The organism is uncultured Sphingomonas sp., from assembly GCF_913774285.1.
Taxonomy (GTDB): Bacteria; Pseudomonadota; Alphaproteobacteria; order Sphingomonadales; family Sphingomonadaceae; genus Sphingomonas.
Genome location: NZ_CAJYHX010000022.1, coordinates 97,450 through 120,345, shown reverse-complemented (window position 1 = coordinate 120,345; position 22,896 = coordinate 97,450). Strand labels below are relative to the sequence as shown.

Genomic DNA, 22,896 nt, shown 5'->3' with positions numbered 1-22,896 from the left:
CTCTCCGATGTGTCTTCTACGGTTGGTTGCGAGTGTAACCAGTTCGGGCAGGCAAACCAGCCAAGTCCGTAACCGCCGTGGCGCAACATCGTTTCGTTTGCGCGACGTGGCCGACACCTATCCATTGGGATATACTGACATGAGCGGCGGGATCGATCAGTGTGCCCGGACTAATCCATTTTATCGATCGCTCCGGCCGTGCGAGGCTTTGCGCAGATCATGGCCCGAACCCGAAGGAGATGCCCGAATGAACGCCGAATCCAAATGCCCGATGCATGGTGGCAAGATGGAGGGCAACGCCGTCCTGTTCGAGATGACGAACCGGACCTGGTGGCCCAACCAGCTGGACCTGACCGTGCTCCACCAGAACCCGCCCGCCGGTGATCCGATGGGCGCCGATTTCGACTATGCCGCCGAGTTCCAGAAGCTCGACCTGGCGGCGGTGAAGGCCGACATCTTCGCGCTGATGACCGACTCGCAGGACTGGTGGCCGGCGGACTTCGGCCATTACGGCCCGCTGTTCATCCGCATGGCCTGGCACAGTGCCGGCACCTATCGCATCGGCGACGGCCGCGGTGGTGCGGGTTCGGGCACGCAGCGTTTCGCGCCGCTCAACAGCTGGCCGGATAACGCCAATCTCGACAAGGCGCGCATGCTGCTCTGGCCGATCAAGCAGAAATATGGCCGGGCGCTGTCCTGGGCCGATCTCATGATCCTCACCGGCAATTGCGCGCTGGAATCGATGGGCTTCAAGACCGCCGGCTTCGGCGGCGGCCGCGCCGACGTGTGGGAGCCCGAGCGCGACATCAACTGGGGCCCCGAGCGGGAATGGCTGCAGACCAGCGAGAAGCCGGGCGGCCGCTATTCGGGGAATCGTGACCTGTCGAACCCGCTGGCCGCGGTGCAGATGGGCCTCATCTACGTCAATCCGGAAGGCCCGGACGGCAACCCCGATCCCCTGCTCGCCGCGCACGACATCCGCGAGACCTTCGCGCGCATGGCGATGAACGACGAGGAAACCGTCGCGCTGATCGCCGGCGGCCACACCTTCGGCAAGACCCACGGCGCGGCGGACCCCAGCCAGTATATCGGTCCGGAGCCCGAAGGTGCGGGCATCGAGATGCAGGCGCTCGGCTGGGCCAACAGCTTCGGCACGGGCAATGCCGGGGACACGATCACCAGCGGCCTCGAAGTCACCTGGACTGAGACGCCGACCCAGTGGGGCATGGGCTTCTTCAAGAACCTGTTCGACTATGAGTATGAGCTCACCAAGAGCCCGGCCGGTGCGCACCAGTGGGTGGCGAAGGATGCCGGTGAAGTCATCCCGGACGCGCATGATCCGTCGAAGAAGCACCGCCCGACGATGCTGACCACCGATCTCGCGCTGCGCTTCGACCCTGCCTATGGCGCGATTTCGCGGCGCTTTTACGAGAATCCGGACCAGTTCGCCCATGCCTTTGCCGAGGCCTGGTACAAGCTGACCCACCGCGACAGCGGCCCGCATGCCAAGCTGCTCGGGCCAGAAGTGCCGGCCGAGCCGCGGATCTGGCAGGACCCCGTCCCGGCGGTCGACCACCCGCTGATCGACGCCGCGGATGTGGCGGCGCTCAAGGCGGAGATCCTCGGCTCGGGCCTGTCGATCGCGCGGCTGGTGAAGACGGCCTGGGCGTCGGCCAGCACCTATCGCGGCTCGGACAAGCGCGGCGGCGCCAATGGCGCGCGCATCCGCCTCGCCCCGCAGAAGGACTGGGCGGTGAACGAACCGGCCCAGCTCGCCAAGGCGCTCGGCGTGCTGGAGGGGATCCAGGCGAAGTTCAACGGCGCCCAGACCGGCGGGAAGAAGGTCTCGCTCGCGGACCTGATCGTGCTCGGCGGCACGGCAGCGGTGGAAGCGGCGGCAAAGAAGGCGGGGCATGCGCTCGCGCTGCCCTTCGCACCCGGCCGCACCGATGCGAGCGAGGCGCAGACCGATGCGCACAGCTTCGAAGCGCTCGAGCCCAAGGTGGACGGCTTCCGCAACTATGCCGGCGACACGATGGGCTGGTCGGAAGAGGAGCTGCTGGTCGACCGCGCCGCGCTGCTGACGCTCACCGCGCCGGAGATGACCGTGCTGGTCGGCGGCCTGCGCGTGCTCGGCGCCAACCATGGCGATGCGAAGCACGGGGTGTTCACCGACCGCCCCGAGACGCTCAGCAACGACTTCTTCCGCAACCTGCTGACCACCAGCTTCACCGCGAAGTGGGAAGCGCAGGGCGACGGCAGCTTCGTTGCCAAGGATCGCAAGACCGGCGAGGCGATGTGGACCGGCACGCGCGTCGACCTGATCTTCGGCTCGAACTCGCAGCTGCGGGCGCTGGCCGAAGCCTATGCGACCGACGATGCCGAGGCGGCGTTCGTCGAAGCGTTTGGCAAGGCCTGGACCAAGGTGATGAACGTCGACCGGGTCGATCTGTGATCGGGTGAAGGTCAGGTCGCTGCCATGCTGTTTCCTCCCCCGCCAGGGGGAGGTGGCAGGCGCAGCCTGACGGAGGGGGCGGAAGCACCACGGCTTCCGTTCTCGCATCCTCCCTCCGTCCCCTTCGGCGCCACCTCCCCCTGGCGGGGGAGGATAGGCTTGAACAAAAAGGGGCCGCCCGGCACTGCCGGACGGCCCCTTTCTACGCTTCAGCGGACCTTAGTAGGTGCCCTTGAAGCTCGCGTTCAGATTACCGGTGGTGTTCCAGTCCTGCGAGCGCTCGCCCGTGCTGTTCTGATCGGTGGTCGTGGCGGTGGACTTGGTCTTGTCCTCGCCGAACATCGCGCCCGACTGCTCTTCGTCCCGCCAATGGTTCTTGGCTTCGTCAGCGGTCTTGCGCAGCGTCACCTTGTCGTCGACCGTCTGGATCCAGCGCGACGGGATCGAGTGGTGGCGACCCTCGGCATCCGTGTCGTTCTTGGTCAGGATGATGCGGTCGCCGCGCACCTTGTCAACGGTGCCGACATGGCTGCCGTCCGAACCGAGCACTTCCATATGCTCGGTCACGCGGCGGAGCGCGTCGCGCTGGCCGGTGCGCTCGGTGCGGAAGCTGTCGAACTCGTTGTGGAAACGCTGGGCGTTCTCCCGACGATATTCGTCATAGTCGCGGTCGAATTCCTGGATCCGGCTGCGGCGCCACTCGCCATAATGGCTGTCCGACGCACCTTCGTTGCGCGCCTGCTGCTCGTCATAGCGCTGATCCTGACGGCGGCGGCGCTCCGCTTCCTCGTCGCCGAACCACGAGCGGACCTCGTCGCCGGCGCGGTCGAAGAAGCCGCGGTCGCGATCATAGCCGCGCAGGTCTTCGCCGCGATTACGGTCATAGCCATAGGCGCTGCGGCCCTGGTCCTGACGACCATAGCGCGAGCGGTCCTGGTCCTGCTGGCCATAGCTGCGGGCGAACGAATCGCGGCTGCCCCAGTCGCTATTGCCATAGTTGCGCTGGCCATAGTCGCGGTCGCGATCTTGGGACGAATAGCCGCCATAGTTGCTGTAGCTGCGCGAGCCGGTGTCGCTCCAGTCGTTGCTGCTGCCATCCCAGCCGCTGCGCTCCTGACTACGCTGGCCATAGCCCTGCGCGCCATAGCTTGAGCGATCCTGGTTGCGCCCGCGATTCCAGTCGTCGCGCTGGTTGCGATCGCGTCCGCGGCCATATTCGCCGGCGGCGGCATAGTCGCGCGCGCTGCTATAGGTGTAATCGCGGCCGGAGCCGTAATCGCGGCCATAGTCGCCGGGGGTGCCACTGTCGTTGTAGCCGGTGGGGCCATAGGGGCCGTAGCGATTGTTGCGGTCGTCCATCGTATCTCTCCTGCTGAGATTTCGGCGGCTGCGGCATGCTTGCCGTCACGCCCCGTCCAAGCGACTGGAGGGGGGGATGGGTTCCCCGAATTTTAACCTGCGTCACAGGCACTTCGTCGCCAGCGATACGAATCCGGCGCGAAGATGCGACAAGCCGGTTGCATCGCCCGTTTCGGCTCGCTAAGGGGAGCGCCTCCCGGGCCCAGCCCGGGATAAAGGCGGCGGGGCTGTAGCTCAGATGGGAGAGCGCTGCAATCGCACTGCAGAGGTCAGGGGTTCGATTCCCCTCAGCTCCACCACCGCCTTCACCTTCCTCCCAGCAACGGCACGATCAGCCCGCGAGCGCCATCCGCAGCGCCACGCGCAGGCCGGGTTGGGCGTCTTCCAGCGTCAGCGTGCCGTGATGCAGCCGCGCGATCGCCAGCGCGAGCGGCAGGCCGAGCCCGTGCCCGCGCGTGTGCCGGCTCGCATCCAGCCGCCCGAAGCGGCGCAAGGCGCGCTCGCGTTGCGCTGTGGGAATGCCGGGGCCGTCATCTTCAACGCATAGCAGCGCCGCGTCGCCGTCGCGGTGCACCGCCAGCCGGACCGTCGTGCCCGGCGGGGTATGGGTCACGGCATTCTCGATCAGGTTGACGATCAGCTGGGTAAGGAGGCGCGGGTCGCCTTCCACTGGCACGGCGGCGGCCGGTGCAGGGGCCATGAAGTATCGGCCATTCTCGGTCACCAGCAACGCCAGCCCTTCGGCGACATCCGCCGCGAGCGCCGCCAGGTCCAGCCGCTCGAAGCCTGCGCGGCGTTCGCCGCCCTCGATTTCGGTGATGCGCAGGATCGCGGCGAAGATCGCCAGGATTTCCTCGCTCTCGGCCACCGCGTCGGCCAGTTCCTCGCGCACCGGGGCCGCCTCGGGCGTGTCGGCCAGCGCTGCCAGCCGGCCGTGCAGCCGCGCCAGCGGGGTGCGCAGGTCGTGCGCGATGTCGTTGGAGATGCTGCGCATGCCGCTCATCAGCTCGCCGATGCGATCGAGCATGCGGTTGAAGGTCACCGCCAGCCCGCCGAATACGCTGCCTGGCCGCTCCTCCGGCACGCGCGCGCGCAGATCGCCATCGATGATCGCCTCCGCCGTGCCGGCGATCGCGGCGATGTTGATGCGGATCGCGCGGATCAGCGCGAAGGTGCCGATCAGCAGCAGCGCCACCACCGCGCCGAAGCCGATCGCCAGAATGCGTCCTCGCCGATGGTCGTGCTGGTCGATCGGTTCGCTCTCGGCCACCAGCGCCAATGTCTCGCCGCCTGGGAGTCGCTTTACCCAGGCCCGCCCGCGGCTCAGGCCGGGAATCGCGGCATCGGTGGTGACTGTCGAGACGCCGATCGGCAGCGGATGGGCGGGCGCGATGTTGCCGGCGATTCGTTCCCCTAGGGAATCGCGCAGCAGGAAGCCGATATCGGCACTTTCGCGCTCGCTGCTTTCGCGGGCGATGCGGCGGACGATTTCGGGCACGCCCGCGCCGCCCTCCAGCAGCTCCCGCGCCTCGCCCTGCAGCCGCAGGTCGACCTGGTGATCAATCGCGTCGAGCAAGGCGAGATAGACGGCGACCCCGGCGAGCGCCGTCGTCGCGGAGAGCGCCAGCGCGAAGGCGATCGCGATCCGGCCGAGCGAGCGGAGGCGCCGGCGCGCCACCGCTCAGGCGCGGAACATATAGCCGACCCCGCGCACCGTCGCGATCGGGTCCGGCAGGCCGGGCATATCCAGCCGCTGGCGCAGCTTGAGGATATGGACGTCGACGATGTTGGTGGTCGGCACGAAGTCATAGCCCCAGACGCGCTCGATCAGCATCTTGCGCGAGAGCACGCTGCCGGCCTCGCGGACCAGTTCGGCGAGCAGCTTGAGCTCGGTCTTCTGCAGCTCGATCGGCTTGCCGGCGCGGGTAACGCGGTGGCGGAGCACGCTCACCGTCACGTCGCCGGCCGTCAGCGTCGCCGTGTCGGCGCCGGGCGCGCTGCGGCGGCGGAGCACCGCGCGGATGCGGGCGTTGAGCTCGTCGATCTCGAACGGCTTGACGATATAGTCGTCGGCGCCGGCTTCCAGGCCCTCAACCCGTTCCTGGGTAAGCCCCAGCGCGGTGAGTAGGATCACCGGCGTTTCGACGCCCTCGGCACGGATACGGCGCAGTACCTCGACGCCCTCGATCGCAGGCAGCAGCCGGTCGAGCAGGACCGCGTCGAACTGCGCCCGGCCGAGCGTGGCGATCGCGGCGCGGCCGTCGGCGACGGCCTCGACCGTATAGCCGAGCATGCCCAATTGCCGGACGAGCAGGGCGCTGAGCTGGGCGTCGTCCTCGACGACGAGGATGCGAAGGGCGGCGGGCGACGGGTCGGGCGGGGACTGCATGATCGGCATCCTTAGGGCGGACGCCTGTTCCTAACCTTACAGTCGGTGCAGGTCGACCCGCCCTCCGCGTGCAGCAGATCAGCCCTTCGGCAGCTGGGCGAGCAGATCGATGTGGCGCTGGACGATCGGCACCGCGGTCGCGGCTACTTTGCGCAGCGCGGCGTTGTCGCCATTTTCGGCATAGCCCGAATGGAGCGCGAGTGCCTCCTGGTGCGCCATGCGCTGCTGGCGGAGATAGGCGGCATCGAACTGTGCGCCGGACAGGCCGCGAAGCTCGTCGATCATCTTCTGCTGGCGCGGTGCGAGCGCGGGCGGCGGCGGGGTCATGCCGGCGGCGCGGGCGGCGCTGGTCAGTGCCTGGGTGGTCTGGGTGTGGTGCTCGATCATCATCTGGCCGAACTGGCGCACCGCGCCGGTGGCGGCTTTTTGTTGCGCGAGCCGCGAGGATTCGATCTCGTACAGGTCGCCGGCGCCGGCCATGCGGGCATAGCCCATCGCATCGCGCGGCATCGTCATCTGCGTCGGGACCATCGGCTCGGTCTGCGGCGTCGTGGTACGGGGCAGTTCCGCCGCAGTGGCAGCCGTCATCGCCAGCGACGCGATGGCGCCGCATAAGAATATCGTCTTCATCATTTCCCTCCTGGTCGTCGGCCGATCAACCGGCCAGATACAGGATGGTTGCAAATTAACGTGCGTTTACTTGACGTTACTTTGTGATGACGGGGATCAGAACAGTCCCGGCACCTCGCGCTGCGCGGTATTCGGCCGCTCTGGCGTCAGCAGTTCGTTCGGCGCGGACGCGGCGCGTGCCAGCGCGAAGCCGCCGATCGCATTGCAGCTGCGGCCGGCGACGAAATCGAGCGCCGCCCTGACCGAGGCCTCCCGCACGTCGCCCAGCGGCTGCGAGAGGTCGTCGCCGGCGGCGCAGCTCGCCTCGACATTGCTGGCGAGTCCGTTGAAATAGCTGCCCTGGCGATTGGCGTTCTGCGTGGCGAAGGCGATCACGCGGAGCCGGTCGTCGCACTCGGCTTTGTCGATCGCGACCTGGCCGACCGGCTTGCCATAGGTATTGGTGCCGATCAGCCCCAGATTGGCGCGCAGGTACGGGATCATGCCGTTGATCACGAGTTCGCTGGCCGATGCCGTGCTGCGCGTGCCGATGAAGGCGATGCGGGTGGGGGCGATTGATTCGGGCTGGGGTGCGAACCGGTCGACCTTGTCGTTCGCCGATTTCTCGGGCCGGAAGCTGGTATAGGCGAACACGTCGGTCGAGGCACGTGCGCCGCCGAGCAGATTGCCGAACAGCACGGCGATCGAGACCAGCCCGCCGCCATTGTAGCGCAGGTCGACGATCACCTTGTCGATGCCCTGCGCCTTGAAATTGGCAAAGGCACTGCGCAGCGCCGGATCGGCGGTGTCGATGAAGGTGCGCAGATTGACATAGCCGACGCGCCCGCCGCCGTTCGGATCGGTGAGGATCTGCGCGCCGTAGCGGCTCGATACCGGGGTGAGCGTAAAGTCCGACTTGGCGAGCGTGACGGTGCGGACGGTGCCGTTCGGGTCCCGCACGCGCAGCACGCGCGTGGTGCCGCTGGTATCGGGCCCCAGCGCCGCCTGCACGCCGGCCGAGCCCTGCGTGCTGAAAAGGGTGCTCACGTCGCGCAGGTCGCTGCTGCTGGTGCCGATGGCGAGGATCTGGGTGCCGCGGTCGATGCCGGCCTGGAGTGCGTTGCCGCCCTCGAAACTTTCCGCCACGGTCAGGGTGCTGCTGCCGTCGCTGGTCAGGCGGAAGCCGAAGCCCGCGCTGGAGCCGCTGGTGTAATAGGCGGTCTCCTGGGCGATCGAGGTCAGGTAGGTGAAATAGCGGTCGCGGCCTTGGGCGCGTGCCGTGGCGGTGAGCGCGTCGAGATAGTCGCTGGCGGTGCCGTAGCTGGACGGGTTGAGGCCCGATGGCAGCGTTTCGGGGAAAAGATACCATTCGCGCATCGTCGCAAGGATCCAGTCCTGCCGCGCGCGAAGCGTGCAGGCGCTGGAGGTCGGGGCAGGCGTGGCGGTGCCGGTGCCGGGCTGGACGACGTTGCCGGGGCTGCTGCCGCCTCCGCCGCCGCATCCGGCGAGCAACGCGGCCAGAACCATTGCCGAAACCCCCGAACGCACACGCCCCATCGTGATGATCCTCCCGTTTTGGGGAAGCCTAGCCGCGCGATAGCCGTTGCGCCATAGGGCGAGCGGCCATTTCCTGGTCGCGTGAAGCCGCGTCGCAGAGTGGCGCGTCCGGGTGCTGGCAGGACCGGGCTACGGCCCGGCCGGCGCCTGCCGCCGCGTGCTGCGGCAGGGTCCAGCGCCTTTTCCGGTGGCTCCGCATGCCGATGACATCCCATCCGTCGCGCGGCGCACGCCCATCCCGGCGCGAACCTGCGCGCGCGCCCGTCATCGTCGGAAGTCGGCGATCATCGGCCGTTTCGCCGTCACCGGATCGTGGTGCAATGCCGCCATGGCCACCCGCTGTGCCCCCAGCCCGACCTGCGGCGCCGTCGGATGGATCCGCTGCGAAAGGCCGGCTTCGGCGGCGTCGATCGCGCATCTGCCGGCGGGATCGACCAACAGCAGGTCGAGGCGATCCCAGCCCTGCTCCCCGCGGCGAAGCTGGATCTGGAAGGCCTCGGCGCCCGCAGCGAGGGGGAGGAACAGTGCAAGATCGAAATGCTGCTCGGCCAGCAGGAAGGAGCGCGCATTGCGGCCCCGCAGCTCCAGCAGGCGTACGCCGTCGCGCTCGACCAGCCGCCCCACGTCGCCGACGAGGTAGCGGAACACCGGAAACCGCCGCCGATAGCCATTGGTCACCGCCAGCTCGCCGAACCCGTCGCCGTCCGGTGCCACGACTTCCACGACCACCTGTGGCAGGATGCGGAACCGTCCGGCCTCCCCGCTCGCATCGGACCATGCCCAGATTCCGGTCTCGGCGCCGCCATAGAGCGACCAGAAGCGCCGCGTGCCGAAGCGCTCGGCAAAGCGTTCGGCGGCGCTGGCGAGCAGGGGCTCCCCGGCATAGAGCAACTGCGGGATCGCCAGGCGCGTGCCCGCGCCGTTGAGGAACTCGGCAAAGAGCTGGAGCTTCGATGGCGTGCCGAGCAGATGCGTCGGTGCGAAGCGCTGCGCGGCCGCCTCGACCTCGTCGTACCGTGCATGCGCGCTCATCGGCAGCGAGGTCGCTTCGCAGCGCTCGAGCAGGTCGTCGAGGATGGCGGCGGTGCGATACATGTCGGCATAGCCGAACAGATTGAGCGCCACCGTTCCCGCATCGAAGATCCCATCGGCGCGCAATGCCGTGGCGAGCGCCTGACGCTGCCGGTGATTCTCCGCGATGTCGACCGGAAACACCAGCGGCGTCGTCGTGCTTCCGCCCGAGCGCACCAGATAGACGCCGCGGGTCTCTGCGCCGGGTGCGAAGCTATCCAGGTGCGGCTTCAGCACCATCTTGTCCATCGTCGGTGCTCCGTCGGGCCCGTCGAACGCGGCAAGATGGTCGCGGTAAAAAGGGTGGGCCTTGGCAAGGGCGAAGCATTCGCGCAGCAGCGCATCGTCGGCGGCGTGCCTCATGCGTCGATCGCCTCGAGCAACTCGCGATACTGCGCGGCGAACGCCGGCCGCTGGTCCTCGGGCAGCGTCGCCAGCGCATGCTGGTGCCAGCGTGCGGCGAGCATCGCGGCCATCCTCCGGTCGCTTGGGTCGGCGCTGTGGCGATAGCGCAGCACCGTCGGTGGTACTTCCAGCCCGCGCCAATCGCAGCAGGGGCGATGAGACAAGCTGTCGGGGACGATGCGAAAGCGGATCAGCGGCGCAGCGACCAGACCCGCCCGCGCGCCCGCCGCGGCGACATCCTTGAGCACTCGATACCAGAGATCGACGCCTTCGTTCAGCCGGGCGTCCGCATAGCGGTGGTCGCCGAGCCAGCGCCGTCGAACGACGACGTTGCTCGCGCGTCCCATGATGAAGTCGGGATGGGCGACGGCACGCAGCGGATCGGCGAGCAGGAACAGGTCATCCTCGATCGGCGCCAGCGCATCGGCGAACAGCGCCGGTTCCGGAAACACCTCCCCCGCCGGCTCGCTGGCGAAGCCGATCACCGCCATCGCAAGGGCATGGCGATCCATCGCTGTCCGCAGGTGCCGCAGGGCGCCCGGCTGCAGCCGGTCGTCGGCATCGAGGCAGAGGAGCAGCGCGCGGTCCGCGCGGTCGATCCCGGCGTTTCGCGCCGCGCCGGGGCCGCCATTCTCCGCGCGGCGCACCCATTCAATCCGCGTCCCGCGCAGCGCCGCCGCGTGCATGGCGAGTGCCTGTTCCGCCACCGCAGCGCTGCCATCGGTGCTTGCGTCGTCGACCAGGATCAAGCTGTCGGGCGGAGCGTCCTGTGCGGCCAGCGAGGCGATCGTTTCCGCGACGAACGCGCGCTTGTTGAACAGCGGGATGACAACCGCAAGGCTGGTCATGGCGTTACCAGCGGCACGTAGGTCAGGCCTCGATCGCCGTGCAGGTTGATCACCGAGGCACTGGAGCCGCGGAAGATGCCGGGACCATAGCTGGTCGCGTCGCGGCACAGCTGCATCCCGATCAGGTGCGTGGGAGCCGTCTCGCCCGGCGCGCCGAAATCGTGCTGGGGGAGATACTGCTGGTACATGTCGAACGGCCAGTCGCGCTCGACTCGTGTGCGCCAGGCCGCCTCGCCGCAATCGTGGCGGACCTGCGTATCGATGCCGCGGCCGCCGCTGCTGCGCTTGGCGATCATGTCGATGTCGCGAGCGAGCAGCGAGGCGCAGCCCTCGGCATCGCCGATCGTCCAGGAGGGGATCAGGAACGCGCGCAGCGCCTCGGCCTCGTCGCGGGGCAACAGGCTCTGGCGTATCGCATCGTCCCAGAGCACGGCGAGCACGCGCTTGTCATGGACCAGGATCAGCGTGCGGACATCGTTGAAATAGCGACCGGTCGCCACGAGGTGGCGCAGCACCGGATCGGGAATCAGCGGCAGTTCGGTCCGGTCCATCTGGAGGATGACGTGATCGATCGCCTGCCCGCCCGCCCGCAGGCGGCCGCCCGCCAGCTCGATCGCTGCCGGCGTGACGGGCACGAAGCCGATGCCGCGCGCGCGGAGCGCCTCGGCGAGCAGGAAGATTTCGGTTCCGGTCTCGCGCTGATGCAGCATCGCCACGGTTTCGCCGGCGCGATACGCCTCGCAAAGCGCATCGACAAAACCATGGCCGGTCGGCGCGCCCATCCCCGCTGCCGCATGGGGGGCAAGCGCCTTCGCGGCACGCTCGCTCAGCATCCACCCGTTTAGCGGATACCGGGCCCCGATCTCGCAAAGCCGGGGGTGCGCATCCCGGTCATGGACGAGGTCGGGGCGGTGCCAGCCGATGCGGTACGGCGTTCCGTGCGCGATGCGCAGGATCGCCTCCATCGCCGCGGGCAAGGCATAGATGGCGCGGATGCGCGGATCGTCGAAATAGCGCGCGACGATCGCCCGCAGCGCCTTGTCGAGCAGCTGATTGAGGCGGGCGAGCTTGGCCAGATACGCGGGCTGGACCATAACCGGGCGCGCGGCAAGATGCTCCGCGTCCACGATCGACGGCACACCGATCCTTGCCGCCAGCGCGGCGCGTTCGTCTTCGGCAAAGCCGCGCGGCGCGATACGCAGCAGGGGCGCGTCCGGGCTTGCAGCGCTCAATGGACCGCCTCGATCCCGATCGCACTGCGCAGGCAGATCTGCTCGATCACCTGGGCCTTCTTCTCCAGATAATCGGCGACGATAGATTCCAGAGCATAGTCGCCGATCGCGACGTCCATGGCCGTGGCAAAATGCTCCAGCGCCCGCAGCGCGTGGAAGAAATGGTTCTTCTCGGTAGGGCCGGTATGGACGCTGATCCAGGCGAGGGTCTGGCGGACCGAAGCTTCGGGGAAGCCATAGTCGCGGGCCAGCCAGCGCCGGAAAAGCGGGAGGATGAACTCGACTTCGCCGTGTGTGTAGATCTCGTGCGTCAACGTGGTCAGCAGCGCGATCATCGGATCGCGCTCGCGCAGCGAATTGTGATCCTTCCAGTCCTTGAACGCCTTCGCCGCCGGGTGAAGATAGCGCCGCGACATCCAACGATCCTCGCCGACGATATCGGTGGCCATGCGGTAGAACATGTCCGCATGAAGGACCCGGTGCGTCACCGCGAGATCCTCGTCGATGATCCGGTCCAGACTGGTGAGCGTGCGCAGCAGCGCGTCCGCATCGCGCACCTGCTGCCCGCGATGCAGCATGAGTGTCAGGCGGTTTCCGATGCCTGCAACGGTCGCGGCACTGTTGTTGGTCTGCGACCAGCTATGGAAGAACAGGCACAGTGCTTCCGCATCCTGCCGCTGCCGCGTCAGCGCGTGAAACCCGTCCTCTATCCTGTCAAGCGCATGCGATTGCTTGGAAAACCCATCAACAAGATTGTCCCTGATGCGCGAATCCGGCATGGTTTCAAGAACCGGCAATATGACAGCTCGTAGAGAATCGACCATGTTGCACCCCCATCGGGGTCCCATGTATATTAACGGTAGACATGGTTCAACTAGTGCCAACTGCGCCAAAATGGACGGGAGTGCCGTGGATTGGGCGTAGTCAAGTCATCATGATTTGAGCTGATGGCGTGGTTTCTTTGGCGTGCGGCCAGTTGGGGCCATTGCTCCGGCATGGGCAGGGGTGCGCGCAGCGATGCCCTTGCCCGGCGTCTCTGCGGCAATGCCGAGGCGCACCGATCAGAAGCAGGAGCCGCTAGGGTCTCAGGCCGATCGGCGCCTGCGGAAGCAGGTTGATCTTGAACGGAGCACCGCATCGTCATGCGTGCGGAACTCCATCGCCTCGTCTAGGCGAGGCTGGTTACCCCCAGAGTTGATAGTGCCGCCAAGACGTGCGCCTTCTAGAATAGGCTTGCGATCCTGTTAGCACATGGCCGTTATCGGTGCACTAGGTCCTATCGTCGGTCTAGCTTGCGAGGTTCTCGGCATCTTCAAGCTTTCCATGTAGCGCGGCAAGATGGCAACGTACGGCTTCCAATATTGCCGGGCTGGCATCGACATGCTTCCGCGCGCCGTCGGGAACAAAAAGCTGTTCGGGCGCCTTGGCATTCCTGCGACTGGCACGCGCCACCGCCGCCCGTTCGTCGCGGGTCAGCGACAGGCCGAAATGCGGGGCAAGCCTGTCCGCCAGGGCGTCCGGCAAGCTGGCATAGTTTATCGCCATGCCCTGCGGTCCGGCGAGCGCACAAATCGCCGCCTCGTGATGTTTCGCCAGAATGCGGGCGCACAGATCCTCCGGCCCGGGCACGTCGTCACCAATGTCGTATAGCCCGCTGGGCACGAGCTCGGGGACCGTCTGGTACCCGCGCAGCCGCACCTGCGAGACGAGCACCTCCACCGGGTCTCGAAACAGATAAACCCATGGCACGTGCGGGAGGGCGGCCTGGATCCGCTGGAAAGCCAGGATGTGCCAGCTGTCCAGCTTGAAGAAACAGTGTCGTTCGCTGCGTCGCGCGCGGCCCAGCGCCGAGGCCATCGCGCGCAGCAGCGCGCCACCGCGCTCGCCGGCGAGGTCCGCTCTGCTCATGGCGAGACGGATCGCTGCGTCGAACGGGCCTGGCTCCGACAAGGACAGCGTCGCAGGCAGCGCACCCAGCATCTGTGCGACCAGCGTCGAGCCACAGCGCGACATGTGATACACAAGCCCGCGCAACGGGGCGGCTTCATCGGGCAGTGCGTTGTCGATGAAGTCGTCGAGCCTGGTGACCCGGCGAAAAACCCGATTGAACGGTCGCGACCGCGCGCGCTGCACCGATTCTTCGAAAAAGCTGTCCTGCAGCGCGTCGTCGCCGAAATAGGCCCAGTCGACCAAGGGCCCGTACTCGGACGGGACGAAACCCACCGGCAGCCATTCGAGCGGAGGCCATTCCGGGGTTGGTTCAACCGGCACGGCGCGGGCGCGGGGTGCGAGGTCCTCTTGGGCCAGTGTCAGTCCCAACCGGTCGGCCACCGCCATCGCCAGTGCCGAGAAGATTTCGTGGCGCTCGCATGCCCCGAGCTGCCGCTGCAGTTCGGGATCTGCCATCACTGCCGTCTGAAAGGCGTGCAATGCGTTGCGCATTCTTCTCCCCGGTCGCATGATCGCAGGTGGCGGCGCATTTGCAAGCGGTGCAGCCGATGACCGGGAGGGAAGGATCGCGTGGAAGCGGAGATGCGCTACGTCTATCCCGATCGCGTGCGCTTGCCGCTGATCTTCGATCCCGCGCGGCTGCACGCGGATCTCGCGGTGCTAGCCGGGAGCGCTTGGACGCCGCATTTCGTGCCGCAGAACTACAAGGGGGACTGGGGCGTGATGCCGCTCCGCACGCCCGTCGGCGCCGACCATCCCATCCTGCAGATCGCCGCGCAGCCGGACGCCCGCGACTTCGTCGATGCGCCAGCCTTGCAGCATGCGCCCTATCTGCGCGCGGTGCTCACCCACTTCGATTGCGCCTTGCGTTCCGTACGGCTGATGCGGTTGGGACCGGGCTCGTGCATCCGCGAGCATCGCGACGGGGGTCTCTGCGCGGAAGAAGGGCTGGTGCGGCTCCACATACCCATCCTTACCAATTCCCAAGTGCGGTTCGAGGTCAATCGCCACCCCGTGGTGATGGCGCCCGGCGAGGTCTGGTATCTCCGGCTGAGCGACCCGCACCGCGTCGACAACGCAGGCGCCGACGCGCGCGTCCATCTGGTGATCGACGCGGAAATGAGCCCCTGGCTGCACGCGCAACTATGCGGAGGGAGCTGAGGGCACTCGCCACCGCATGGGCTGGTGGAGGCCGTCACCTGCGTCCACGTCGGTGAAGCCGAGGCGGGTGTAGAGCAGGTGCGCGCGTCGATTGTCGACGGCGACCGATAGCGCCACGCTGCGCGCGCCGGCGGCGGCAGCGCCTTGCTGGACCCAGGCGATCACCTTCGAGCCAAGGCCCCGGGCCCGCCAGACGGTCGCGAGAAGGATGTCGATGATGCGCCATTCGGACGTGCTGCGGTCGAGATACAGGCGGCCGATTGGCACATCGTCGCGCAGCAGGATCCAGAAGTCCGCCCGCCGGTAATGCCGGACGAAGTGGTGGTGCTGGAGGCGGAATTGCTCGTCGACAAAGGCGTGCTTCTCCGCCTGCGACCAGGGGTGAAACAACAATTCGGGCAGGCGAAGTTGGGCATACAGGCCAGCCAGTTCAGGAAGATCTCCCAGCGACGCGGCACGCAACGTGATCCCGAAGGCTTGCAGCGCGCCGGTGTCGACCGCCGGACGTCGACTTGGCGGAAAGGGGGGGAAGCGCAATAGTCTCTCGGTCAACGGCAGATCTCTGACGCGCAATTCCGATGTTCGTGCGCTTCCCATAGTCGATAGTTCACGGCAGGATACTTCACCGACAACAACGTGCACAATCCGGAGCGGGACAAAAGATGCATTTGCTTACACCCGAAGACTTCGAGCCTTGGGTAGGTCGCAAGGTGCGGGTGGCAACGCTCCCCGAGCCGGTGGAAATCACGCTGGAGCGGATCGATCGGCGCAACCCGATGCGGGGCTTCGATGTTCGCGAACCATTTTCACTGTTCTTCGAGTCGCCGCTCCACGTCTTCCTGATCGACGGGACCTATGATCTCGATTGCGGAAAGGGCGGCCCGCACGCCATCCTGCTGACGCAGTTGCGACCCTCCGACCGTCGCTTTTACGAGGCCGTTTTTTCCTGACGGTGGAGGGCGCGTATCGGGCCATGCGCATACACCGCGTGGCACGCATGGATCCATCTGATCAATTCCGTGCGGGATAGATCCCCCGAAGCGCGATATTGGTCTGCATGGCCAGAAACGGGCTCATGATGGAGAACGGGATGTTGTTCCCCGCGGGGTTTACCTGGACCGACCCTTGCGGCGTGAAGCTGCCGCCCGTGATGTTGACACCGCCCAGGTTCACCGGCGTGCCGCTGGTGCCTGCCGGAACATAGATTTTTACCTGAGCGGGACCGGCATTCGCACAGTTCGCCAGGAGGGAGCCATCCGCAGGCGTATTGACCTGCGTGGTGGTTTGACCGGTGACCACCTGAAGCGAACCGGTAGCCGTTGTCTGCCCCGCTGCGCCGACGAACGTGGCGCTATGGTTGTGCTGTGGCATGTTGGCGGTCGTCAGCGTCTGGTTTTCAGTGCCGCCGACTTCGCCCGGATCATAGGTCTGGCCGCTGGCTGTGCTCAGGCCGAGCCCCACAAACGATCGGCCTGCCGCATTGGGCAAGGCGAAGGTGCTTACGCCATTGCCGCCGAAAGTAGTGCCCAGCAGCGCGAACAACGCAGTATTCTGGCTAACAGCGACGAGTTGGCCGTTGCAAGATGCCCAGCCCGCCGGTGCGAAACTGAAACCGGTGTGCATGATCTGGCCAATAAATGGATCCGACAAGGCTTCCCCCTCCAACCATTTCATGACGGCGCCGTATCAAAACCGCATCACGCCAATTTAGTATTTTAGATACCCGATCATGACGATTTGCAAGAGGATTCTGGAAGATCGGCCGGGCGGCAATGACGTATCGACTGGCAAACATGGTGAGAATGCTTCATCGCGGCAAACTGGAGTCACGGTAGCTCGCCGCACTGCGGAATATTTGATAAATACACTAAATCTTAGAAGATTTGTACAAGCGCGATAACCTGGAATTCACATTTTCCACGCATCCAGTTGCTGACAAAGTAAATTGTCTATAAGAGTGTAGCGCCCTGAGGAGGGCAGCTGGGGGCTTTGTACATGGTTTGGGGTTTGGGAAAGGTGCAGTCCGCCTATGGCCGGATTGCTGCTGCCGTTTTCAGCGAAACGCGCCACGAGGATGCCGTGGATTCGCCGCGTGCGACTAGGTGGCCTTCCTGGCTGGCGCAGCGGAAACTTCGCGCGGCAGTGGCGGGCGGCATGTTCGTCTTCGCACCGGCGCACGCATTTGCAGCATCAGCTGCCTGCAATGAGATCAACACCTTCAGTCGCACCTACACCGTCGATGCGGCCGGCAATCCCGACTACAACTTCACCAGCCAGCCGCTCGTCAACGGGGAAACGGTCACCTATTCCTGGTCGGGCAATACGCAGGGTGCGCATGTCTTCGTAACCTATACGCAGAACAACAACACCACCTACGCGCCGGACTCGCTGCAGGACTCAACCGCCACGAGCGGAAGTGGATCGTTCACCTTCACCGGGACCAGTTCCGTTGACAATCTGCAGCTCGGGCTGTCGAGCTACGACATTACTGGCAACAACACCAATCCGGTGCCCTATGGAAGCGCCAGAAGTGTCCAGATCAATATAAGCTGCTCGTCGGGCACTACGCTCGGCGTCACGATGAGCCACAGCGGCAATGCCGTGCAGGGCGGTTCGCTTGCGTACACGATCACGCCCAGCGTCTCGGGTGGTGCCACCACCAGCGCGACGCTCACCGCCACCTTCACGCTGCCGAGCGGCATGACCTATTCGAGCGCCTCGGGCTCGGGCTGGAGCTGCAGCGGGTCGGGCCAGTCGGGATCGTGCTCGCGCACGACCGGGTTCAGCGCGGGCTCGGGACCGACGATCACGCTGAACGCCAATTTCGCCAGCAACGCCTCGAGTCCACTCACGCCCTCCGTGCAATTGTCGGGCGGCGGCGCATCGAATACCGCGAGCTACTCCGATAGTACCGTGGTGGTCGCCACCCCGACGGTAACCTCGATCTCGCCCGCGTCGGGATCGACGGCGGGCGGTACCAGCGTCGTGATCACGGGTACGAACTTGAGCGGTGCGACCGGCGTCGTGTTCGGAGCGACCGCGGCCGCGGGCTACACTGTCAACAACGCCACGCAGATCACCGCCACATCGCCCGCGGGCACCGGTACGGTGGACGTGCGCGTCACCACCGCCGCGGGCACCAGCGCGACCAGCGCAGCAGACCAGTTCACCTATGTTTCGGCACCCGTGGCATCGGCCTACACCGCCCCGGCGGTCGCCTATGGCGCGACCGGGGCGACGTTCAGCCTCGCCGGGCAAGTGACGAACAGCCCCACCGCCTACGCGGTCGGATCGGCGACCACCGCCAATGGCGGCAGCGTCTCGATCAGCAATGTGGGCCTGGTCACCTATTCGGCACCGGCCCACTACCGCGGCAACGACAGTTTCACCTACACCGCCAGCAACGGCGCGGGCACCTCGGCGCCGGCCACGGTGACGGTGCCGGTCAGCAACCCCACGCTTTCCGCCAGCCTGACCGGCAGCGGCACGCGCGGCTCGGCGCTGAGCGGCGTGCAGATCGTCACCACCGGCGGCAGCTCGCCCTATAGCTGCAGCACCACGCTTGCCTCGGGCGCGCTTCCTGCCGGCACCCAGCTCAACACCAACTGCACGATCACCGGCACGCCGACGGCGAGCGGCACGTTCAGCTTCACCGCGAACGTGACGGACAGCTCGACGCCCTCTGGCTTCACCCAGGCGACCGGCAGCCTGTCGCTGGTCATCGCCTCGCCGACGCTGACGCTGTCGCCGGCGGCCGGGGCGCTTCCCGCCGCCACTGCCGGCACGAGCTATTCGCAAAGCTTCACCGCGGGGAGCGGCACCGCACCCTACAGCTATGCCATCACCGCGGGCACGCTTCCTGCCGGACTGATCCTTTCGGGGAGCACCCTCACGGGCACGCCCAGCCAGACCGGCACCTTCAACTTCACCGTCACCGCGACCGACAGCGCCTCGGCGGGCAGCGGCGGCCCCTATTCGGTGTCGAAGAGCTACTCGGTCACCGTCGGCGCGCCGACCATCGCCTTGACCCCCACGACCCTGACCGGCGCGACCGCCGGGGTCGCCTACAGCCAGACGATCACCGCGAGCGGCGGCGTCTCGCCTTACACCTATTCGGTCACGGCGGGGGCGTTGCCCGCGGGCCTCACCCTGTCAAGCAGCGGAACGCTGTCGGGCACGCCGAGCGCAGGCGGCACCTTCAACTTCACCGTCACCGCCACGGACAGCTCGAGCGGGGCGGGCGCGCCGTTCTCCGCCAATCGCGCCTATTCGCTCACCGTCGCCGCGGCGACGATCACCATCACCCCCACCAGTCTCTCGCCCTGGGCCGCAGGAGCGCCGTACAGCCAGACGCTGACCGCTTCGGGCGGCAACGGCGCCTATACCTTCGCCGTCACCGCCGGCGCGCTGCCGCCTGGCTGGACCCTATCGTCCAGCGGTGTGCTGTCCGGCACCGCCACGGCAAGCAACAACTACAACTTCACGGTCACCGCGACCGACCAGTCGACCGGTGCGGGTGCCCCCTATAGTGCCAGCCAGGCCTATACGGCGATCGTCACGACTCCCATCTTCTCGCTTGACCCAACGACGCCCCTGTCGGGCACCGTCGGTCAGGCCTATACCGGCGGCTTTGTCGCAGGTGGCGGCACGGCGCCCTATACCTACGACGTGTTTAGCGGCACGCTGCCGCCGGGACTGAGCCTCGGCACGGGCGGCACCTTGTCGGGCACGCCGACAACGGCCGGCACGTTCAGCTTCATCGTTCGTGCGCGGGATACGACGTCCGGTTTGGGCGCGCCCTACGCCGTCATTGAGAACTTCAGCTTCACGGTCAGCCCGCCTTCGGCGCCGACGACCGGCCCGGTCAGCGCCACCGTCGCCTATAATTCGTCCGCGACTTCGATCACGCTGGCCCTGTCCGGGCCGACCGCTACCAGCGTGGCGGTGGTGACGCCGCCGGCGCATGGTACCGCCACGGTCAACGGCCTGGCGATCGAATACACGCCGACTGCCGACTATTACGGCGCCGACAGCTTCACCTATACCGCAACCAATTCGGGGGGCACGTCGGCCCAGGCGACGGTGAGCATCACCGTCAGCACGCCGGCAGCGCCCACCGCCGCGAACCGCAGCGGCGTGGCGATCCCGTACAATAGCGGCGGCACCGCGATCGACCTTTCGACGTCGATCTCCGGCGTACACACCAGCATCACCGTGGCCACCGCGCCTGCCCACGGCACGACCAGCGTGGCGGGCGACGTGGTCACCTACACCCCGACTGCCGGCTATGACGGCGCGGACAGCTTCACCTATACGGCCACGGGCCCGGGCGGCACCTCCGCACCAGCGACCGTGGGTCTGGTGGTTGCGACGCCCGCAGCGCCGACAGTCGCCGATCGCAGCGGCGTAGAGGTCCCGACTGGCAGCACCGGTACGGCGATCGATCTCAGCAGTTCGATCACCGGCGTGCACACCAGCATCGCGGTGGTGACCGCGCCGACACATGGCACGACGACCGTCGCAGGCGACATCGTTACCTATATTCCAACCGCAGGATACATGGGGGCGGACAGCTTCACCTACACGGCGACGGGCCCGGGCGGCACATCCGCGCCGGGAACGGTGAGCATCAACGTGACGACCCCGGCGGCACCGACCGTGGCGGACCGCAGCGGCGTGACCGTGGCCTATAACAGCCCGGGTGCACCGATCGATCTCACCGCGTCCGTATCCGGCGTCTATACCAGTATCGCGGTCGCCACCGCGCCTGCTCACGGCAGCACCACCGTCTCCGGTAATGTGGTCACCTACATTCCGAACAGCGGTTCCTTCGGGCCGGACAGCTTCACCTACACCGCCACCGGCCCGGGCGGTACCTCGACGCCCGCCACCGTGAACGTGACCGTTGCGACCCCACCCCCGCCTGCGGCAGTGCCCGGCAACAGCGCGGTCCCTGCGGCCACGACGGCGCAACCGGGCAGCACGTCCGAGATAGACCTCTCCGCGCTGGTGAACGGCAATTTCACCTCGATCGAGATCCAAACGCCGCCCTCGCACGGCACGCTCACGCTGCGAACCATTACCGCCTCTCCCGCCGGCGGCGGGGTACGCCCGCTCGCAGTGACGACCGTGACGGCGGTTTACACCCCCGCGATAAACTATACCGGTCCGGACAGCTTCAGCTTCGTCGCGGTCGGGCCGGGGGGGCGGTCAGCGCCTGCAGCAGTGACCATCCAGGTTGTTGCCCCGCTGCCGCAGGCATTGCCGAAGACCGCGGAAACCGGGGACGGCCAGCGCGTATCGGTCGACCTGACCGCCGGCGCCACCAACGGGCCGTTCACCGGCGCGGCGGTAGTCAGCATGACTCCGGCAGACGCAGCGGTGACCCAGGTGGTCGCCAGCGGCTCGGGCGCCAGCCAGGCCTATCGTCTCGATATCGTCCCGGCGGCACGCTTCGGCGGCAAGATCGTCATCCAATATACGTTGTCCAACGCTTTCGGCACCTCGGCACCGGCGACGGTCACCGTCACGGTTGCGGCGCGTCCCGATCCGACGCTTGACCCCAATGTCCGCGGGCTCAGCGACGCACAGGCGGAAGCCGCGCGTCGCTTCGGCCGAGCGCAAGTTTCGAACTTCATGCGCCGCACCGAGCAGCTGCACAACGGAGGGGGTTCGGGCAAACCGCAAATGGGCATCAGCCTGGCCTCGCAGGACCAGCACCCGGTGGTGCGCGGCAACCCTGCATTCGATTCCTATGCGACCGCGATCACCGAGCGGATGCGCATGTCTGGCGAGGATCCGGCGCTGGGTGCCATTGCCCGCCGCAAGCCCTCGGCCCCGAATGGGGCCGGCGCCTCCGGCACCGTCCCCGGGAACCTGTCGCGCACGGCGATGGCCAGTACGCCGGCTGGCGCGGCGGCGACCGGGCTTGGGGCAGCGCCCGGCAACGACGATGGTGACGGTGGTGACGGTACGCGCCGCAAGGGCTCCGTGGCCCTGTGGAGCGGCGGCGCCATCGACATCGGCACGCAGGATGCGACGAGCGATCGTGCAAAGATCACCGCAACCACATCGGGCCTGAGCACCGGCGCGGACATCAAGTTGGCGGAAGGCGTCCTCTTCGGTATCGGCGGCGGCTACAGCAACGACGTCAGCCGTATCGGCGGCAGTGCGGCACGGGTACGCAGCGAAAGCCGACTGGTCGCTGCCTATGCCAGCCTGATGCCCGTCGACGGCACCTTCGTCGATGGCATGGTCGGCTTCGGCGATCTGAGCTTCTCCACCCGCCGGCTGGAGGGAACGACGAACGCCACTGCCGTCGGAAACCGGAACGGCAACTTTACCCTGGGTGCGGTTTCGCTTGGTATCGACCGCGAAGGCGGGCCGTTGCGCTGGTCGCTCTACGCGCGCGGCGAGTTCCTCCGGGCCAATCTCGACGGCTATACGGAGAGCGGCGCCGGACGCATGGATCTGCGCTTTGACAGTCGCGACGTCCACTCTCTGACGGGCACGCTCGGCGCGCGGCTCGAGATGGAGCGGCGTTATGGCGAGATCAGAATGACCCCGCGGCTTCGCTTCGAGTGGAACCACGAGCTGCAGGATGCGGCCGCGCAACGGCTCGATTACGCCGACATCCCCGGGGAAGCGTTCTACAGCATCAGTACCTTCGGCTGGTCGCGCAACCAGTACCAGCTCAGCCTCGGCACGCGCATGTTGCTGCCGAGCGATTGGACGGTCGATTTCGAAGGGGGCTATCGTGGCGGCGGGCGGGAAATGGCGGGCACGCTGCGCGTCCTGATCGGCAAGGAGTTCTAACGGGGCGTGCCGGGTGCTCGACGAAGCGTTGGTTCGCCGACGGAC

General features: G+C 67.0%; 16 protein-coding genes and 1 tRNA gene. 5 read left to right on the top strand and 12 right to left on the bottom strand.

Features of this window, described 5'->3' with window-relative positions:
• Positions 1-247 precede the first annotated feature (247 nt).
• On the top strand, positions 248-2,455 hold the full coding sequence (gene katG / locus QZ670_RS10940) for a catalase/peroxidase HPI (protein ID WP_294255020.1): 2,208 nt from the start codon (positions 248-250) through the stop codon (positions 2,453-2,455).
• Positions 2,456-2,674: 219 nt separating this feature from the next.
• On the opposite strand, the gene QZ670_RS10935 is transcribed toward katG, so the two are convergent.
• Complete coding sequence (locus QZ670_RS10935; RefSeq protein ID WP_294255018.1) at positions 2,675-3,814, bottom strand: DUF2171 domain-containing protein; 1,140 nt, start codon at positions 3,812-3,814, stop codon at positions 2,675-2,677.
• Between the two features lie 223 nt (positions 3,815-4,037).
• Between QZ670_RS10935 and QZ670_RS10930 the strand changes: the two genes are divergently transcribed.
• Positions 4,038-4,113: transfer RNA gene (locus tag QZ670_RS10930), tRNA-Ala, on the top strand.
• Positions 4,114-4,145: 32 nt separating this feature from the next.
• On the opposite strand, the gene QZ670_RS10925 is transcribed toward QZ670_RS10930, so the two are convergent.
• The 9 genes from QZ670_RS10925 to QZ670_RS10885 form a co-directional block, all read right to left on the bottom strand.
• Entirely contained in the window at positions 4,146-5,492 is a 1,347-nt protein-coding gene (locus QZ670_RS10925) for an ATP-binding protein (protein ID WP_294255017.1), read from the bottom strand.
• Positions 5,493-5,495: 3 nt separating this feature from the next.
• The gene (locus tag QZ670_RS10920; RefSeq protein WP_294255015.1) at positions 5,496-6,203 is read right to left on the bottom strand and encodes a response regulator transcription factor; all 708 of its coding nucleotides are present in this window, start codon (positions 6,201-6,203) and stop codon (positions 5,496-5,498) included.
• Positions 6,204-6,281: 78 nt separating this feature from the next.
• Positions 6,282-6,833: a DUF4142 domain-containing protein gene (locus QZ670_RS10915; protein WP_294255013.1), complete on the bottom strand. Its 552-nt coding sequence runs from the start codon at positions 6,831-6,833 to the stop codon at positions 6,282-6,284.
• Positions 6,834-6,929: 96 nt separating this feature from the next.
• Positions 6,930-8,339 (bottom strand): S41 family peptidase, encoded by a 1,410-nt coding sequence (locus tag QZ670_RS10910; RefSeq protein ID WP_294255011.1) that lies wholly within the window; start codon positions 8,337-8,339, stop codon positions 6,930-6,932.
• Positions 8,340-8,633: 294 nt separating this feature from the next.
• Positions 8,634-9,803: a hypothetical protein gene (locus QZ670_RS10905; protein ID WP_294255009.1), complete on the bottom strand. Its 1,170-nt coding sequence runs from the start codon at positions 9,801-9,803 to the stop codon at positions 8,634-8,636.
• The gene (locus QZ670_RS10900) at positions 9,800-10,693 is read right to left on the bottom strand and encodes a glycosyltransferase family 2 protein (protein ID WP_294255007.1); all 894 of its coding nucleotides are present in this window, start codon (positions 10,691-10,693) and stop codon (positions 9,800-9,802) included. Before QZ670_RS10900 ends, QZ670_RS10905 begins: the two co-directional genes overlap by 4 nt.
• Positions 10,690-11,925, bottom strand: coding sequence for a hypothetical protein (locus QZ670_RS10895; protein ID WP_294255005.1), 1,236 nt, complete (start codon positions 11,923-11,925; stop codon positions 10,690-10,692). The genes QZ670_RS10900 and QZ670_RS10895 overlap by 4 nt, the downstream gene beginning before the upstream one ends.
• A complete protein-coding gene (locus QZ670_RS10890; protein WP_294255003.1) occupies positions 11,922-12,749 on the bottom strand; it encodes a hypothetical protein in 828 nt (275 codons plus the stop codon). The genes QZ670_RS10895 and QZ670_RS10890 overlap by 4 nt, the downstream gene beginning before the upstream one ends.
• 463 nt (positions 12,750-13,212) lie before the next feature.
• On the bottom strand, positions 13,213-14,331 hold the full coding sequence (locus QZ670_RS10885; protein ID WP_294255001.1) for a hypothetical protein: 1,119 nt from the start codon (positions 14,329-14,331) through the stop codon (positions 13,213-13,215).
• A gap of 114 nt (positions 14,332-14,445) precedes the next feature.
• Between QZ670_RS10885 and QZ670_RS10880 the strand changes: the two genes are divergently transcribed.
• A complete protein-coding gene (locus tag QZ670_RS10880) occupies positions 14,446-15,036 on the top strand; it encodes an aspartyl/asparaginyl beta-hydroxylase domain-containing protein (protein WP_294254997.1) in 591 nt (196 codons plus the stop codon).
• Here QZ670_RS10880 and QZ670_RS10875 read toward each other — a convergent pair.
• Entirely contained in the window at positions 15,019-15,588 is a 570-nt protein-coding gene (locus QZ670_RS10875; RefSeq protein WP_294254993.1) for a GNAT family N-acetyltransferase, read from the bottom strand. The genes QZ670_RS10880 and QZ670_RS10875 overlap by 18 nt on opposite strands.
• Positions 15,589-15,698: 110 nt before the next feature.
• Here QZ670_RS10875 and QZ670_RS10870 point away from each other — a divergent pair, with 110 nt between their 5' ends.
• Positions 15,699-15,986 carry a hypothetical protein gene (locus QZ670_RS10870; RefSeq protein WP_294254990.1) on the top strand — a complete coding sequence of 96 codons (288 nt, stop codon included), beginning with the start codon at positions 15,699-15,701 and terminating at the stop codon, positions 15,984-15,986.
• A 61-nt stretch (positions 15,987-16,047) separates the two neighbouring features.
• Here QZ670_RS10870 and QZ670_RS10865 read toward each other — a convergent pair whose 3' ends face one another.
• Positions 16,048-16,710, bottom strand: a complete 663-nt coding sequence (locus QZ670_RS10865) for a tail fiber protein (protein WP_294254987.1) — start codon at positions 16,708-16,710, stop codon at positions 16,048-16,050.
• A 321-nt stretch (positions 16,711-17,031) separates the two neighbouring features.
• Here QZ670_RS10865 and QZ670_RS10860 point away from each other — a divergent pair, with 321 nt between their 5' ends.
• Entirely contained in the window at positions 17,032-22,851 is a 5,820-nt protein-coding gene (locus QZ670_RS10860; protein ID WP_294254984.1) for a putative Ig domain-containing protein, read from the top strand.
• Positions 22,852-22,896: the final 45 nt, after the last annotated feature.

What these genes read in the sequence shown, in the direction of transcription:
- katG (WP_294255020.1), top strand. Translation starts at nt 248, where the DNA reads ATGAACGCCGAATCCAAATGCCCGATGCATGGTGGCAAGATGGAGGGC.
- QZ670_RS10935 (WP_294255018.1), bottom strand. Translation starts at nt 3,814, where the DNA reads ATGGACGACCGCAACAATCGCTACGGCCCCTATGGCCCCACCGGCTAC.
- QZ670_RS10920 (WP_294255015.1), bottom strand. Translation starts at nt 6,203, where the DNA reads ATGCAGTCCCCGCCCGACCCGTCGCCCGCCGCCCTTCGCATCCTCGTC.
- QZ670_RS10915 (WP_294255013.1), bottom strand. Translation starts at nt 6,833, where the DNA reads ATGAAGACGATATTCTTATGCGGCGCCATCGCGTCGCTGGCGATGACG.
- QZ670_RS10910 (WP_294255011.1), bottom strand. Translation starts at nt 8,339, where the DNA reads ATGGTTCTGGCCGCGTTGCTCGCCGGATGCGGCGGCGGAGGCGGCAGC.
- QZ670_RS10905 (WP_294255009.1), bottom strand. Translation starts at nt 9,803, where the DNA reads ATGAGGCACGCCGCCGACGATGCGCTGCTGCGCGAATGCTTCGCCCTT.
- QZ670_RS10900 (WP_294255007.1), bottom strand. Translation starts at nt 10,693, where the DNA reads ATGACCAGCCTTGCGGTTGTCATCCCGCTGTTCAACAAGCGCGCGTTC.
- QZ670_RS10890 (WP_294255003.1), bottom strand. Translation starts at nt 12,749, where the DNA reads ATGGTCGATTCTCTACGAGCTGTCATATTGCCGGTTCTTGAAACCATG.
- QZ670_RS10885 (WP_294255001.1), bottom strand. Translation starts at nt 14,331, where the DNA reads ATGGCAGATCCCGAACTGCAGCGGCAGCTCGGGGCATGCGAGCGCCAC.
- QZ670_RS10870 (WP_294254990.1), top strand. Translation starts at nt 15,699, where the DNA reads ATGCATTTGCTTACACCCGAAGACTTCGAGCCTTGGGTAGGTCGCAAG.
- QZ670_RS10865 (WP_294254987.1), bottom strand. Translation starts at nt 16,710, where the DNA reads ATGAAATGGTTGGAGGGGGAAGCCTTGTCGGATCCATTTATTGGCCAG.
- QZ670_RS10860 (WP_294254984.1), top strand. Translation starts at nt 17,032, where the DNA reads ATGGTTTGGGGTTTGGGAAAGGTGCAGTCCGCCTATGGCCGGATTGCT.